The sequence below is a fragment of the Nocardia spongicola genome (assembly GCF_047200775.1).
GTDB lineage: Bacteria > Actinomycetota > Actinomycetes > Mycobacteriales > Mycobacteriaceae > Nocardia.
In genome coordinates this window covers 176,720-190,805 of sequence record NZ_JBJZOO010000001.1, presented here as the reverse complement: position 1 = coordinate 190,805, position 14,086 = coordinate 176,720, and the positions used below count along the sequence as shown (strand labels likewise).

The window sequence follows — 14,086 nt, the reverse complement described above, 5'->3', positions numbered from 1 at the left end:
GAGCAACGCAGCACGCCCGGCCCGGCATTGCCCGCGCATCGAAAAATCATTTGTCGTCACGGGCCGCGCATCCCCACAATGGACAACCACAGTTCATGAGGGGAGGTCGGGGAAGTGAAATTAGCAGAGGCATTGGCATTGCGCGCGGACTCCGCACGGCGGATCGAACAGCTGCGCACTCGTATCATGAGCAACGCCCGCCATCAAGAAGGCGAAGAGCCGGCTGAAGACGCATCGGCACTGCTGAACGAGGTCGGAGCGGTGATCGGCGAGTTCGAGACGCTCCTCCGACGGATCAATCGCACGAATACCGCCGCGCATATCGGCCCGCAGGAAGGCACCATTACCGACGCTCTGGCTCGCCGTGATGCGTTGCGTCTGCGGCACTCCGTTGTCACTGCTGCCGCAGACGCCGCCGCAGGCGGGAACCAGGGTGGGTACGCGCGCCAACTGCGTTCCGAGCTCAAGATGTTTTCCGCTCTGCCCGTCGCCGAATTACGCGCCCGAGCCGATGAGCTCGCACGAGAGCTCCGTGAACTCGACGTGCGAATCCAACGGGCGAACTGGGAGGTGGACCTGCTGGAGTGATCCCGAGCGGTGGAGTAGGTAGTCGTCGCGGAAGCGTGCACGAACCCGCTGAGCCGACGGGTAATCGGTTCACTCAGGCGCACGGTGGGCAGTGCGCGGGTTCAATTCCCGCTTCACATCGCAGCCCAGCATCGCGCACACGTGATAGTGCACCGCGCACAACACACAACCATGTGCAGATCCATGACGACGAGGGCGGGTCAGGGGACCTCCACCGCGTGTAATCAGATGCCCTCGCATAGGAGGTCGAGGAGCATCAGGGAGAAAAGTCACGTCAAACGGGCAGGCTGAACTATATTTTTGTGCTGGGAGTTGCCTGACCGGCACCGACACCATTCCGACGGCCAGAAAGGCACGCTCTCCGGACAGTGGAAGCCGACGGCCGACCCGCTGACCGGGCCGACCCGTCACAGTCACGCGACCGGAACGGTCGCGTGACTGACGAATCGTAATCCGGTCAGGCCGGGCCGCCGGCCGCATGAAATTCTGGGCTAGGCGTCACCCTGCTGTTCCAGCCATTTCAAAATCGCTCGGTTTGTTTCTTCCGGCTTTTCTTGCTCGATCCAATGACCACAATCCAGATCGACCACTTCCACATTGGGCACGAACTCTGCCAGTTTTTCAGACCTCGCGACCATGTCCCTGGTGCCATAGACCATGAGTGTGGGCTGTTGGATGATCGGGTTCACCTCCGCCAACAAGTGCCAGTTGCGATCGAGGTTTCTGTACCAATTTATACTGCCCGTGAACCCTGTTGATTCGAAGGCGGAGACGTAAACGGCCAGTTCACTGTCGCTCATCACGGGCTCGCCGAGTGGTGTTTCCGCTCTGGCGAGATCGATCATCATCATACCTGGCTGAGGCTCCCTGGGGGGCTCGTTCTTCCGGTACAGGTTACGAAGGAACCGGAATGTATTTTCTTCGAGTACAGCGTCTGCAACACCTGGCTGTCGATTGAAATGAACAAAATAGAAGTTACTGCCGAACACTTCTTCCATGAACTCGATCCAGGGTTTCTCTCCGCGCTCCTGATAGGGCAAGCTCAGGTTTATCACTTTGTTTACCCGGTTCGGATGCAATAGGGTCAGCCCCCAAACGACAGCTGCGCCCCAATCATGGCCGATAAAGGTGGCATCCTCGTATCCGTAGTGATCGAGAAGTGCGACGAGATCACCCGACAGATGTTCGATGTCATAGTCTGTTACTTCGGTCGGACGGGATGAATTGCCATATCCCCGCTGGTTGGGGACGATGACATGGTAGCCCGCTTCGGCAAGCGCAGGCATCTGGTAGCGCCACGAAAAGGCCAGCTCGGGCCAGCCGTGACAGAGCACAATGGGTTTTCCCGCATTGTGTCGGCCTGCTTCGAAAACTTCGAGTTCCACACCATTGACTGCAATAAGAGTGGGCTCGGGAAAATCGGTCGGATCAAACATTGCATTTCCTCTCTATCTTTTCGGGGTGATCAGGAGACGAAGGTGCCCGAAGGTGGTGGCGGCGCACCCCCGATAGGCCCTGGTTCGTGGGTCGTGGGTCTCGTCGGTGAAGTCATATCGCTATCTTGACGACCGAAACCGGTCACCTCATGACCGGTTTATGTGAAAAAGTTGTGAGGGTGAGAACAGACCGGCTGGTGGCTATCCTCCTGCTGCTGCAACGGCGCGAGCAGGTGACAGCAGCAGAAGTCGCCCGAGAGCTGGAGGTTTCCGAGCGCACCGCCCGCCGCGACCTCGACGCCCTGGCCATGGCCGGGGTTCCCCTGTATTCCATGCAGGGCCGAGGCGGCGGCTGGCGTCTCGTTGGCGGTGCCCGCACCGACCTGTCCGGGTTGACCGCGAGTGAGGCCCGCGCCCTGTTCCTGGTCGCGGGCCCGGCCTCGGCTGCGACGCCGACCGTGAAAGCAGCGCTGCGCAAGCTCGTCCACGCCCTGCCGGAGCCCTTCCGGGTGCAAGCCGAGGCAGCAGCGTCGTCGTTGGTCAAGGACCCGCATCGATGGGGGTCGAGTCGGATCGAGCACCGACCACCTCGCTTCCTCGACGAACTCCAAGACGCGGTGATCCGCGGCGTTCAGGTGCGGCTCGGCTACGTCGACCGCGCAGGCACCGAAACCGAGAGAACCGTCCACCCGCTGGGCATCGTCGCCAAAGGTCCGTCGTGGTACCTCGTCGCCAATACCGAGGCAGGCAGGCGGACCTTCCGGATCGACCGCGTATCGTCCGCCGAACCGACCGACGATCCCGTGCACCGACCCGAGGACTTCGACCTCGCCGAGAGCTGGCGCGAGATCGCCGACGAGATCGACCGCAAGCGAACGCCCCTCGAGGTCCAGGCGGTATGCGTGCCTCACGGGATAGACATGCTCCGGATGGCGTTCGGTGACCGGCTCGAGGTGGGAGGTTCCACGACCGACGGCCGCATCGAGGTCGTGATCCGTGGCCACAGCGAGTACACGCTCGCCGGCGAGCTTGCCTGGCTGGTCGAATCGCTAGAGGTGACCGGCCCTCCGGGCGTGCGAGAGCACCTGGCCTCGATCGGCAACGCGCTCGTCGAGCGATACGGCTGAGACCGTCCCCCAGTGCCGAAGTCCGAGGTTCTCCGCCCGGGCTGATAGTCGTGAACAGGTGACATGCACAGGAGGGTGAACTATCCCATGGTCTGGGCTCGTGTGTGCACTACGGCCGATTCGTTCCGTACTCCTGTGCACGACAGTGAAGGTTTGGGCGTGGTCGATGAGCCGAGGCACTAGCGGGTCGCTAGTGCCTCGGCCTGAAAGGTTGGCTGGGTAATCCGGTTGGCCCACGCGGCGGGTTGATCGTTGGCGTTGAGCTGGCGATCATGCCCGGTGGAGGTGGTGCAGATGGCACGTAGACCCGGTGTGTTCGTTCGGCCGGTGACCCCGGAAGAGGGGCGGAGATTGCAGCAGATCGCGCGCACGAGCAAGCAGCCGGTGCGGATGCGGCGCGCGATCGTGGTGATGGCGTCGGCGCAAGGTCAACCGGTGCCGTTGATCGGAAAGCTGATGCAGGTCACCGAAGGTTATGTGCGCCAAGTGATCCACGACTTCAACGAGCATGGATTCGCGGCCCTGGACCCAAAATGGAGCGGGGGCAGGCCGAGCAAGACCGACAAGAAGACGCGTGAGCGTACTGATGCCGACCTGTGACCTTGGGATGATGAATGGCGCAGACCCTTCAGTGCTTGTCGGCCGTGTGGGCAGCCTCGCTCGACGTGGGCTGCAGCAGCATGTCGTAGAGCCGCTGCGCCCTCGGCAGATCAGTTATGTGGCTGTCGGTGAGATCGAGAAAGTAGTCGCACTGCCATTCCCGAGACCGCATCGCTTGACTGTTCGCCGTCGCGGACCACGGCGGATACACACGAAACCCGCGCTTCCCGCCTCGGCCGGCCACAGAAACGATACCGTGCTCGACCAACGCGGCGTTCGGGAACACGAACTGACCGAAGCACCGCCCCTCCCGAACAGTGATCACCAGCAAATCGACGCCGTCCTCGCCGGCGAACGGCTCCGTCGACCCATCAGCCGCCCGTCGCCACACCGCAACGAACAGACCGACTTTCGCCGGTGTCAGCTTGCCCACCCGGAACCGGACAGACCCGCGGCCCACCACAGAAACGAACGCCCCGTACTCGGCATTCGTCGTCTCGGGAACCGCGGCCGAACATTCCAAACCCAGACCGGTCAAAACCCGCCGCGCCTCGGCCACGTCATGAGGCACAACCGCAGACGCCAAACCCGACTCCTCCCGACCACAACCCACTGCCTGCCTGCGGACCTTCGAAGGTCCGCAGGCTTGACCTAATTACCAGGCTAACCTTTCGAGCAGAGGCACTAGCAGAGTAGGCGGCCTGAACAGCTACTTTGCTTTATAAGAAATGACATGTTCCGCTTATTCCGATATACGCAATCGGAATAAGCCAGTCGCGACCTCAACACCGCTACCGGGTGCGGGCCAGTGCGCCGCCGGTCAGGGCGGTGGTGAAGGCCCGCGTGGGAGGGCCGCCAAGGCCCGAGCGTGCCCTGAACGGGGCCGTTGAGTTGCCCGATGTCCTGGCACGCTATTGGACGCAACCGTGAAACGGTACGCGCATCAGGGGTGCCGCACCTAGGATCGGGATCATGCAGTTGCGGTACACCTTCCGCGTCTACCCCACCCCCGGCCAGCAGAACGCGCTGGCGCGGGCGTTCGGATGCGCGCGGGTGGTGTACAACGACGCCCTGCGCACCCGCCGGACCGCCCACACCAGCGGGCTGCCGTACCCGACGGACGCGGTGTTGTCGCACCAGTTGACGATGGCGAAGAAAACCCCGGAACGCGCCTGGCTGACCGAAGTATCGGCAGTGGTGCTGCAACAAGCGTTGGCTGATCTGCACACCGCCTACCGCAACTTCTTCGCCTCGGCCACCGGCACACGCACAGGCGCGAAGGTCGCGCCCCCGCGGTTTCGGTCCCGCAAAGACACGCGCCAGGCGATCCGGTTCACCCGCAACGCCCGCTTCGCGATCACCCCGGGCGGCAAGTTGCGTTTGCCGAAGATCGGGGATATCGCGGTGCGGTGGTCGCGGGAGTTGCCATCGGAGCCATCGAGTGTGACGGTGATCCAGGACGCGGGCGGCCGGTATTTCGCGTCGTTCGTCGTCGCTGTCGATGAGCAACCGTTGCCGCCGGTCGAGGCGGAGGTGGGGATCGATCTGGGGTTGGCGGTGTTCGCGGTGTTGTCGGACGGTCGCACGATCGAGAACCCTCGGTTTCTGCGGCGGACCGAACGCCGCCTGCGGAAGGCGCAACAAGGGTTGTCGCGCAAACAGCAGGGTTCGGCCAATCGGGCCAAGGCTCGTCTGCGGGTGGCGAAAGCGCACGCGCGGGTGGCCGATACCCGCCGAGACTGGGCGCACAAGCAGTCCACGAGGATCATCCGTGAGAGCCAAGCGGTGTTCGTGGAGGACTTGTGTGTCAAGGGGTTGGCGCGGACGAGGTTGGCGAAGTCGGTGCATGATGCCGGGTGGGGGATGTTCACCCGGATGCTGGAGGAGAAAGCCGCCCGGTACGGGCGGAGTTTCCATAAGGTGGACCGGTGGTTGCCCTCGACCCGCAGGTGTTCGGTGTGTGGTGTGGTCGGGGACCGCAAACCCTTGCCTGTGCGTATCTGGACATGCGGGTGCGGTGTGACGCATGACCGTGATCTGAATGCGGCGGTCAATATCCTCGTGGCCGGGCGGGCCGAGAGGTTAAATGCCTGCGGAGGGGCTGTGAGTCTTTCCGCCTAGCGGAGAGCGGGCCTCGGTGAAACAGGAACCCACCGAGAGCGTCCGGTGTGGACGCTGGGAGGAATCCTTGGTCCTTCAGGCCAAGGAGGACGTCAACCATAGAGAAGACCGGAGCGACCGTCGCTCTTCCTGGCCCGACCGACCTGCTGAACTCCACGCGGGCCGACGACACGATCGTGGCCATACACCCTGGATCGGCTGGGCCGGAATCCGCGCGAGGCGCCGAACGGCCCCGAACTAGGTACGAGGAGAACTGCCTCGACCTGACCCAGACCACGTTCCTCGCTGTGCTGGACAAGCAGAACGCTGATCTGTGGCAGCCCGGCACATCGTCGACGCCGCCCGATAACGCGGCGGGGCCGCTCAACTCGGTTACCCAACCTTCCCAGACAACTTGCCGATATGGAAAGCCGTCTGCTACTTTCCATATCGACAAGTCGTTGTTCCGGGCATCCCGCCCGGAACCGATAAGGGGAGGCACAGCATGGGGCAGCCGGATGTGAGCGGCGCCGACCAGGCGATGCGCGATATCGCCAACCGGCGCGATCAGGTGACCGCCGAGGCCGCGCGGCAGCCGATGCCATGGTCGTACGTGCTCGGCAGCGCCGCAGCGACCTGGCTCGTGGTCGCCGCCGCGGACTACGAGAACATGATCCTGCTGATGGTGGCCGGTCTCACCGCGCTGGTGCTGATCACCGCCGCGGCCAAGAGTTCGCAGCGCGTCCAGCCGTACCGGTTCGGTCAAGCCGGTCCGGTCCGCAACGCGCAGGCCACCGTCGCGCTCGCGGCACTTGGGGTCTACCTGGTGGCCGCGATCGGTCTGCGCTCGGCCGATGTAGCGCACCCGCACACTATCGCCGGTGCGGCGATGGTGTTGCTCTTCGTCGCCTCGACCCCCTGGCTGCGGCGGGTCATCCGGGTCTCGCTGACCGCTAGGCCGTCGTGACCATGGTGGCCCCCAGGTTCAATGAGATAATCCATCGACAGCCCCGGTTGTCCATCATGGCCATTCTGGCCGCGGCCGATTGGGCGGAGTTCGGCTTCGTCCGCGACAGCATCGGCATCAGCGACTCGGTGCTCTCCAAACATGTCTCCCACCTGGAGAACGCCGGGTTCGTCACCATCCGCAAGACCAGCAACGGCCGGGTCCGCCACACCCACCTGCAGTTGAGCGCCCTCGGGCGGGAGGCGTTCGAGGCACATGCCGCCGCCCTGACGGAGATCATCTCGACCGCCAACCCAGCAGCATCGTCCGACCCATCAGCGACAACGCAGCACCAGACACCCCACGCGGTACCGAGGAGAGATTCGAGATGACCGCCACGATCCGCGACATCGCGGACGTCTCCAAGCGGTACGACGACGTGGATGCGCTCGAGCACTCGGAGCCATTCCCGTGCGATCTCTCCGTCCTCGACAGTGATCGAATGGCCAACCGGCAATACATGATGGGTCACCGATACTCCAGCACGACATAGCCGTTCGACCAGTCGCAGACCATCCCCGGATGATCTGCGACTGTCTTTCGCACCGTCGATTATCAGCACTGGCGTACCGTCCAGAAGGTAACGGTGATCGTGAGTGAACGGGGATAGTGGCCGGAACAGGATCGCCCCCGCCAGCAGGCCAGGACGGGTCGTCAACAGGGCTGCGGCCATGATCGCCCCATTGGAGAAACCGACTGCTATAGGTCGTCTGGTGAGGTCGTATCCGGCGCAGGACCTCTCGATGAACCCCGCCGATACGGGCACCCTGGCCGCGGGGTCCGCCTCATCCAGCCGGCGATCCGGCAAACGATGAAAAGGCGCATCCCCGCCCCATGGCAACTGTTCCACGGATGCCGAGCTTCGTCGCCCCTGGGGACAGTTCGTCGGCCACGGTTAGTCGGCGCCGGTCAGCACCATCCCCGCACCGACTCCGATAATCATCAACCCGCCGGTGCTGCCCACAGTTTCGAGGCGACGTGGAGAACGAACGAACCACGACCGCGCCGTTGCTGCCAGCAGCGCCCAACTACCGTCCGAAAGCGCTTGGATGGCAAGGAAGATCGCGCCCAGGATCAGCAACTGCACGGGCAGGGCTCCCTGCGTCGGTACTGCGAATTGCGGAAGGACCGCACCGAAGAACACGATCGTCTTCGGATTGGTAGCACCGACGATGAATCCCTGCCTGAACACGCGGACTCCGCTGCCGCTAGGGACTTTCGATCGCAAGGCCTCCACCAGCTTCTTCCGCTGCCGGATCGTCGCGATGCCCAAGTAGATCAGATACGCGGCTCCGGCAACTTTCACGATCAGGAACAACAGCGATGAAGCCAGTAATACCGCCCCAAGGCCGAATGACACAGCGACCAAAGGTACGAACGATCCGGCGACGGTGCCTGCGACCGAGAGGACCGCGGACCGGCGTCCCAGAGTCAACGCTCGGCCGATGGCGAACAACACGTTGGGGCCCGGAATGACGATGATGATCAAGGCTGCGACGGCGAAAGCCACGGCATGTGAAAGTGGGAACACCTGTCGGAGCGTAACTGCTGCCGACCACACTCAGTACCGAAAATAACGGCGAGGCAGGGAGCTGATCACCGCTTCCGACAACTGATCCAGAACTCCTGGAACCCCGACAGGATCGGTGCGATGTAGCTTTCGTTCTTGATCAGGATGAGCTGATCGACAATGAACCGGTTTCAAGGTATCGATGACCTGCTCGTCGGTGACCGGCCCACTCATCCAGGCGCCGATGAATTCCTTGCGGCCCCGGAACAGGTCTTCCCGAGCGGCTTGGGCGGGCCTGCGAGAGGGTGGCGTTGGTTACCGAGGATCGAGTCCCGGAACTGGGCTGCGGACAGGGTGTTGCACCAGTCGAAGAACGCGAACGTTCCGAAGATCGGCAGCATACGCTGCACGGGTGTATCGACACGGTTGGTCATTCGGTCTCCGGGTCCGTGACCGGATCGGCGTGCGGCCGCGAGCGATGTCGCCGATGAGCAGCCGACTCAGCGCAGACCACCGGCCCAGCAGCTCACCGCAGCGGCGGGTAGCACACCGCTCACGAGCAGACGGGTAGAGCAGCGCGCGGATCGTGAATGACATTGCAGCTCTGAGTTTTTCACACACGAGAGTGCAGTGGTTGTGTCCTTGGACACACCGGTATGGCCCAGAAGGTTCGGCGGCCAAGCGTCCGACCTACGCGGCGCAGCAAGCGCAAGTAGGTGCCATTCGGCGCATTGCTACCAGCGCTGTAGTCGCCAACTGACCCGGCAGTTACCTGCGAGCACCGTTGTCGGCGAGTGGGCCACTGCCCGTGTATCGAGGCGCAGACGTTCCGAACTGGCCAGAAATGCCTCTATTTCGGTGTGGCGGGCCGTTGCGGAGAGTCGTACGCTTCGGAAAGGATCGCCGATCGGCTGCGGTTGTCGACCCAATGGGTAGGTCTTTCGAATTGGCGTTTGATCGTGCTCGATGAAGGGGGATCCAATGTGCCGTTAGATGCATATTCCGTTGTCGATCTGTGCGTGACAAAATCCGAAAACTTGCTCGCCCCAGTGCAGTAGCGCTTCGCTGGCCGGCGAGGTGTCCGCTCTGCCAGGGGCGGATCTATGGATACATTCAGGGAATTGTCCGACGCTGCACAAATGCCCTGCGGTGACCGCCACTCCTGGAGATATTCATGGAGAGGTGAGGTGTGGACCATACAACGGGCGTACTACTCCTCGACAACCGGGAACTGATGCGCATCGGATTGAAGAAGGCACTCGAGGCCGCCCATGGGTTGGCGGTGGCCGGGGAGGCGGGCTCGTGCCGGACAGCGGTACGTCAGATCGCCGAACTCGAGCCTGCCGTTGTCGTGGTCGGATCGACCGATGACCAGCCCGATCCCCAGCATGCGATCCGTGCGCTGATCAATTCCCCTGTCGGCGTATCGAACTGCCGGTATCTTGGCATGGTCGAGACCACCACAGCTCACAGCAACCCGATCGGCGGCGGGTCCGCGCCGGGGCAGGCAGGGGGGATGGTGTTGTCTCGGGCTCATCCGCAGGAGGTGGTCTCGGCCATTCGGATGCTCGCCGGCGGCTACACGTTCTATCCGAGCACTGGTCCGACACACGATCACTCGGTACCGGCCGAGCCCGATTCGACCCCGACGACGATAACCGACAGGGAGCGAGATGTGCTGCGCCTGTTGGCGAAAGGGTACTCCAATACCGATATCTCTCTGCGTATGCGTTTGCGGGAGAGCACGGTGAAATCGCACGTGCAGAATCTGCTGATGAAACTGGGCGTGAAGAATCGGGTCAGTGTGGTGATTTACGCCTACGAGCTGGGGCTGGTCAAGGTAGGCGACAACATCAGCGAACTGCCGCAACGCTACGACCGGGCGGCGGGTCCGCGCCGGGGCAGGCACATCTCAGGCATTTGAGTCAGGATTTCGGCCGAGCACCGTAGTGCTGATGGAGGAGGAAACAGAGTGACGACGGAGTCGACCGGGATCATCGCCGCGGCCACGGCTACGTTCTGTGTGGGAACCTCGGCGGCGGTGGCGCCGCTGCTACACCATTACCCAGTCTATGGTGGCCAGGCGCTGCGTTACGCCGGAGGTGCGATCGCTCTCCTGGTGATCATGAGCGCTGCTCGGCTGCCCCACTTACGTCTGAGTGCGCGGGATGTGCTGTTGATCGTCGCGCTGGCCGGGACCGGCCTTGCCGCCTTCAACATTTTCATCGTCGAGGCGACCCGGCACGCCGATCCGGCCATGGTGGGCACAATCGTTGCCGCAGTGCCGGTCCTGCTTGCCTTGAGCACCCCGCTGATGCAGCGGCAGCCGCCCCGAGCACGTCTGGTTTTCGCCGCTGTGATCGTCACTGCGGGCGCAGTATTGCTGGCAGGGCTGGGCCGGACGTCGGCGCTGGGCTTGGGGCTGGCTGTGGGGGCGCTGGTGTGTGAAGCAGCATTCTCATTGTTGGCGGTCCCATTGCTGCCCCGTTTGGGCGCGGTCCGGGTATCGACGTATTCGGCGGTGGCCGCAGTTCCGCTGTTGTTGGTCACGGGGCTACTCGTCCAGGGCAGGGCCAGTCTGCGGGTTCCGACCATGGCCGAAGCGGGGGCGCTGCTGTACTTGGCGACGGTGGTGACAGCCTTCGCGTTCTTCTGCTGGTACTCCTCGCTGCCCAAGCTGGGTGCGGAGAAGGCAGGCTTGTTCTCCGGGTTCATCCCGGTCGGTGCGTTGGCGTCGTCGATGCTGCTCGGGACCGGCGATCCCGGGCTCGCCGAGATCGGCGGCATCGCGGTGGTTGTGGCGGGTCTGCTGGTGGGGATGTGGCCGACTAGGCGGACCGCCCGAACACAAGCCGTCACAACAGGCTGAACCACGGCACGGTGAGCGAGGTGTCACGGTTTTCACCTGACGGCGGTGATCGACAGCGCACAGCCCAGGAACAGCTGGAAAACAATAGGACTGGCGTGCGGTCCCGACCATCCGGGGTAGAGCCATATCGCCAACAGCGCCCCGCCGAAAAACGTTCCGGCGAGGGAGGCTTGGGCCAGAGCCCCGGCGACGTAGCGGTCACGGCTGCACCATCTCGCCGAGTCGGCGACGGTCGGTCTTGCCGGTACTCGTGCGGGGTAGGCTGTCGAGCGCCCGCACCTCGTCGATGATCATGTAGGGCGGCAGGTGCCGGGCGCAATGTGTCTTGATCTCGAGCAGGGTCGGTCCAGGTGCGGTGTCGGCGACGACGAAGGCGATGAGCCTTGCTTGCAGGCCGGCGCCGGCGACGATGGCAGCGGCGGCGGCGATACCCGGGCAGGTATGCAGGACAGTATCGATTTCGCCGAGTTCGACCCGGTGTCCGCGGATTTTTACCATCGAATCCTTGCGTCCCCGGTAGTGGTACACGCCATCGCGATGCACGACCAGATCACCGGTGGCGTATGGCTTGCCCGCCAGTGGTCTGCGCCCCCAGTATCCGAGCATCACCGATGGCCCCTCGACGACGAGTTCGCCGACCTCACCGGGTTCGGCGAGGGTGCCGTCCGGGCACACGACAGAGACCTTGTCGCCCGAGCAGGGAACACCGATGGGAAGAGGTTGGGTGCCCACGGCGCCGACCTCATGGAACAGGCAGACGTTTGTCTCGGTGGGACCGTAGAGGTTCAGCATCCGGACCAGAGGCAGATGTGCGCGCAGGGCCCGCGCGTGCGGCAGGGGATATGGTTCACCTGCGAACAGCACGGCCCGTAGGTGCTCCGGGCGGGTGGTGAGCAGTCCGCCATACTGGGCCATCAGTACCAGCGCCGAGGGCACTGAGTACCAGACAGTGATCCGACGCTCGGACAGGAATCTTACCAGTGCCGGGGCCGAGTAGGCGGCGCCTTCGCTGATCAGATGCACCGAGGCCCCGGTGGCGAAGGCGACGTAGAGATCGAGCACCGACAGGTCGAAATGGAAGGGGGCGTGATTCGAGAATCGATCCTGCTCGGTTGCGGCCAGTTCTGCCGCCGCCCAGTCGATGAATGCCAACGCGTTGCGGTGCGACAGGCACACCCCTTTGGGAGTACCAGTGGAGCCGGAGGTGTAGAGAATATAAGCCAGGTCGTCGAGTTCGGGCTCGACCCGGACTTCGCGCCCCTCATCGCGACCGGCCCAGGGCACCAATGCGTCAGGTGCGACGGCAGCGAGGGATTCGGCAGTGCGCACCGGAACGTCCAGTTCGGTGTTAGTCAACATCGTCGCGTGCGCGGCATCGGTGAGAACGAGGCGGGGTCGGCAGTCGGCGATCACTATTCGGGCGCGTTCGAGTGGGCCGGTCGGATCCAGGGGCACATACGCTGCACCTGAACGGAGTACGCCTTGCATCAGCGCGACGGTCTCCGTGCTCTTGACCATCCACAGTGCGACCCGATCACCGCGGCGGACACCGAGCGCGTGCAACCGGGCAGCGTAATGCTCAGCGCGGGTGTGGAGTTCACGGTATGTCAGCTCACCGTCGGGCCCGGCAACGGCTAGGGCCTGCGGAGTACGAGCGGCGTGATCGCTCACCAGGTGCTGCAGTGTCATAGCCCCAGCTCCACGGCGATCTGTTCCAGCTGCATCTCAGAGGTTCCGGAAAAGGTCGTGCAGGGCAGTGCATCGCGCAACGCCTGCTCGATTCCTGTGCCGGCGAGGATCCCCGAGCCGCCGAACAGTTGCAGCGCTTCCAGCGCGGTCTGCACGGCGTTCTCACTGACCGCCAGCTTGGCCATGGCGATCTCGCTGGTGGCTCGGTATCCCTCGTCGAGTGCGCGGCAGGCCTGTTGCAGCAGTAGTCGTGCGGCTTCGGTGCGCAGCCTCATCCGGGCCAGACGGTGCGAGATCGCTTGGTTGTCGCCTATCGGGCGGCCGAACTGTTCGCGACGGCGCGCGTGGTCGACACACCGATGCAGCAGCCGCTCGGACTGCCCGAGGTAGGCGGCGAACAGGCAGGTTCTCTCCCAGCGCATGGAGGACTGGAAGATCGCCATGCCCTGTCCGGGGCTGCCCAGCAGTCGTTCGGAAGGGACGAAGCAGCGGTCGAATCGCACCCAGGAGGCGGGGCATCGCTGCAGCCCGGCTTTGCTCAGCGGCGCCCCGATGGTCAGCCCCTGACTGTGGCGATCGACGACGAAGGCACTGATGCCAAGATGCCGGCAATCGGGGTCGGTGCTGGCGTAGACGAGGAAGATGTCGGCCGCTGGCGCATTGCTGACGAAGGACTTGTGCCCGGTCAGTAGGTAGCCGCCGGCCACTCGCTCGGCGGTAGTAGTCAGAGCCGCGACGTCGCTTCCAGCCTCGTCTTCGGTGATCGCGTTGGCCCCGACCAGGCGCCCGTTCGCCAACCCTGGCAGAATCTGTTCACGAAGGGCCGACGATCCGTGTTCGTATAGCGGCATCGCGCATGCGAATAGGTGTGCCGCCACCGAGAACACCAGTCCCATGTCCGGGCACTGGCGACCGAACGCTCGTATGAGCTCGCTGGTCTCGGTGAAGCCGAAACCGCGGCCGCCGTACTTCTCCGCGACACTGAGCCCGGTAAGACCCAGCCTGGCGCACTGCTCCCACTCCTCCGGGGTGAAGAAGTCCGCGGTCGTGTCGGCCATGTGTTCACCTTGGGCGGTGATCGCCTCCAAGAGGGTGGCGTGCCCCGAATACTGATCCAGCTGCATGGCACGACAGTAGGTTCGCGGTCGCACGGTAGCCACC

At 63.8% G+C, this 14,086-nt stretch carries 14 protein-coding genes; 9 read left to right on the top strand and 5 right to left on the bottom strand.

From position 1 onward, the window contains the following. Window positions 1-114: 114 nt before the first annotated feature. Window positions 115-588 (top strand): DIP1984 family protein, encoded by a 474-nt coding sequence (locus ACL02S_RS00880; protein WP_412800296.1) that lies wholly within the window; start codon window positions 115-117, stop codon window positions 586-588. 491 nt (window positions 589-1,079) lie between these two features. On the opposite strand, the gene ACL02S_RS00875 is transcribed toward ACL02S_RS00880, so the two are convergent. After that, window positions 1,080-2,024 carry an alpha/beta fold hydrolase gene (locus tag ACL02S_RS00875; RefSeq protein ID WP_412800295.1) on the bottom strand — a complete coding sequence of 315 codons (945 nt, stop codon included), beginning with the start codon at window positions 2,022-2,024 and terminating at the stop codon, window positions 1,080-1,082. 179 nt (window positions 2,025-2,203) lie between these two features. Between ACL02S_RS00875 and ACL02S_RS00870 the strand changes: the two genes are divergently transcribed. Both ACL02S_RS00870 and ACL02S_RS00865 read left to right on the top strand, forming a co-directional pair. Next, window positions 2,204-3,151, top strand: a complete 948-nt coding sequence (locus ACL02S_RS00870) for a helix-turn-helix transcriptional regulator (protein WP_412800294.1) — start codon at window positions 2,204-2,206, stop codon at window positions 3,149-3,151. A gap of 294 nt (window positions 3,152-3,445) precedes the next feature. Beyond that, window positions 3,446-3,751 carry a helix-turn-helix domain-containing protein gene (locus ACL02S_RS00865; protein WP_412800293.1) on the top strand — a complete coding sequence of 102 codons (306 nt, stop codon included), beginning with the start codon at window positions 3,446-3,448 and terminating at the stop codon, window positions 3,749-3,751. Between the two features lie 28 nt (window positions 3,752-3,779). Here the strand turns inward: ACL02S_RS00865 and ACL02S_RS00860 are convergent, their stop codons facing one another. Then, on the bottom strand, window positions 3,780-4,337 hold the full coding sequence (locus tag ACL02S_RS00860; protein ID WP_412800292.1) for a MepB family protein: 558 nt from the start codon (window positions 4,335-4,337) through the stop codon (window positions 3,780-3,782). A gap of 386 nt (window positions 4,338-4,723) precedes the next feature. On the opposite strand from ACL02S_RS00860, the gene ACL02S_RS00855 reads away from it, so the two are divergent. From ACL02S_RS00855 to ACL02S_RS00840, 4 genes are all read left to right on the top strand, one after another. Then, entirely contained in the window at window positions 4,724-5,872 is a 1,149-nt protein-coding gene (locus ACL02S_RS00855) for an RNA-guided endonuclease InsQ/TnpB family protein (RefSeq protein WP_412800291.1), read from the top strand. A gap of 484 nt (window positions 5,873-6,356) precedes the next feature. Then, the gene (locus ACL02S_RS00850; protein WP_412800290.1) at window positions 6,357-6,818 is read left to right on the top strand and encodes a hypothetical protein; all 462 of its coding nucleotides are present in this window, start codon (window positions 6,357-6,359) and stop codon (window positions 6,816-6,818) included. 56 nt (window positions 6,819-6,874) lie between these two features. Next, a complete protein-coding gene (locus tag ACL02S_RS00845) occupies window positions 6,875-7,189 on the top strand; it encodes a transcriptional regulator (RefSeq protein ID WP_412800289.1) in 315 nt (104 codons plus the stop codon). Next, the gene (locus ACL02S_RS00840) at window positions 7,186-7,350 is read left to right on the top strand and encodes a hypothetical protein (RefSeq protein WP_412800288.1); all 165 of its coding nucleotides are present in this window, start codon (window positions 7,186-7,188) and stop codon (window positions 7,348-7,350) included. The genes ACL02S_RS00845 and ACL02S_RS00840 overlap by 4 nt, the downstream gene beginning before the upstream one ends. Window positions 7,351-7,752: 402 nt before the next feature. On the opposite strand, the gene ACL02S_RS00835 is transcribed toward ACL02S_RS00840, so the two are convergent. Further along, window positions 7,753-8,388 carry a LysE family translocator gene (locus ACL02S_RS00835; RefSeq protein ID WP_412800287.1) on the bottom strand — a complete coding sequence of 212 codons (636 nt, stop codon included), beginning with the start codon at window positions 8,386-8,388 and terminating at the stop codon, window positions 7,753-7,755. Between the two features lie 1,168 nt (window positions 8,389-9,556). On the opposite strand from ACL02S_RS00835, the gene ACL02S_RS00830 reads away from it, so the two are divergent. Further along, on the top strand, window positions 9,557-10,291 hold the full coding sequence (locus ACL02S_RS00830) for a response regulator transcription factor (RefSeq protein WP_412800286.1): 735 nt from the start codon (window positions 9,557-9,559) through the stop codon (window positions 10,289-10,291). 48 nt (window positions 10,292-10,339) lie between these two features. Beyond that, on the top strand, window positions 10,340-11,236 hold the full coding sequence (locus ACL02S_RS00825) for a DMT family transporter (protein WP_412800285.1): 897 nt from the start codon (window positions 10,340-10,342) through the stop codon (window positions 11,234-11,236). 198 nt (window positions 11,237-11,434) lie between these two features. Here ACL02S_RS00825 and ACL02S_RS00820 read toward each other — a convergent pair whose 3' ends face one another. Continuing rightward, window positions 11,435-12,925 carry an amino acid adenylation domain-containing protein gene (locus tag ACL02S_RS00820; protein ID WP_412800284.1) on the bottom strand — a complete coding sequence of 497 codons (1,491 nt, stop codon included), beginning with the start codon at window positions 12,923-12,925 and terminating at the stop codon, window positions 11,435-11,437. Continuing rightward, window positions 12,922-14,049 (bottom strand): acyl-CoA dehydrogenase family protein, encoded by a 1,128-nt coding sequence (locus ACL02S_RS00815; protein ID WP_412800283.1) that lies wholly within the window; start codon window positions 14,047-14,049, stop codon window positions 12,922-12,924. The genes ACL02S_RS00820 and ACL02S_RS00815 overlap by 4 nt, the downstream gene beginning before the upstream one ends. Between the last annotated feature and the right edge of the window lie 37 nt (window positions 14,050-14,086).

Coding starts and splice junctions, on each gene's coding strand:
- ACL02S_RS00845 (WP_412800289.1), top strand. CDS start 6,875: ATGGCCATTCTGGCCGCGGCCGATTGGGCGGAGTTCGGCTTCGTCCGC.
- ACL02S_RS00850 (WP_412800290.1), top strand. CDS start 6,357: ATGGGGCAGCCGGATGTGAGCGGCGCCGACCAGGCGATGCGCGATATC.
- ACL02S_RS00875 (WP_412800295.1), bottom strand. CDS start 2,024: ATGTTTGATCCGACCGATTTTCCCGAGCCCACTCTTATTGCAGTCAAT.
- ACL02S_RS00820 (WP_412800284.1), bottom strand. CDS start 12,925: ATGACACTGCAGCACCTGGTGAGCGATCACGCCGCTCGTACTCCGCAG.
- ACL02S_RS00840 (WP_412800288.1), top strand. CDS start 7,186: ATGACCGCCACGATCCGCGACATCGCGGACGTCTCCAAGCGGTACGAC.
- ACL02S_RS00865 (WP_412800293.1), top strand. CDS start 3,446: ATGGCACGTAGACCCGGTGTGTTCGTTCGGCCGGTGACCCCGGAAGAG.
- ACL02S_RS00815 (WP_412800283.1), bottom strand. CDS start 14,049: ATGCAGCTGGATCAGTATTCGGGGCACGCCACCCTCTTGGAGGCGATC.
- ACL02S_RS00855 (WP_412800291.1), top strand. CDS start 4,724: ATGCAGTTGCGGTACACCTTCCGCGTCTACCCCACCCCCGGCCAGCAG.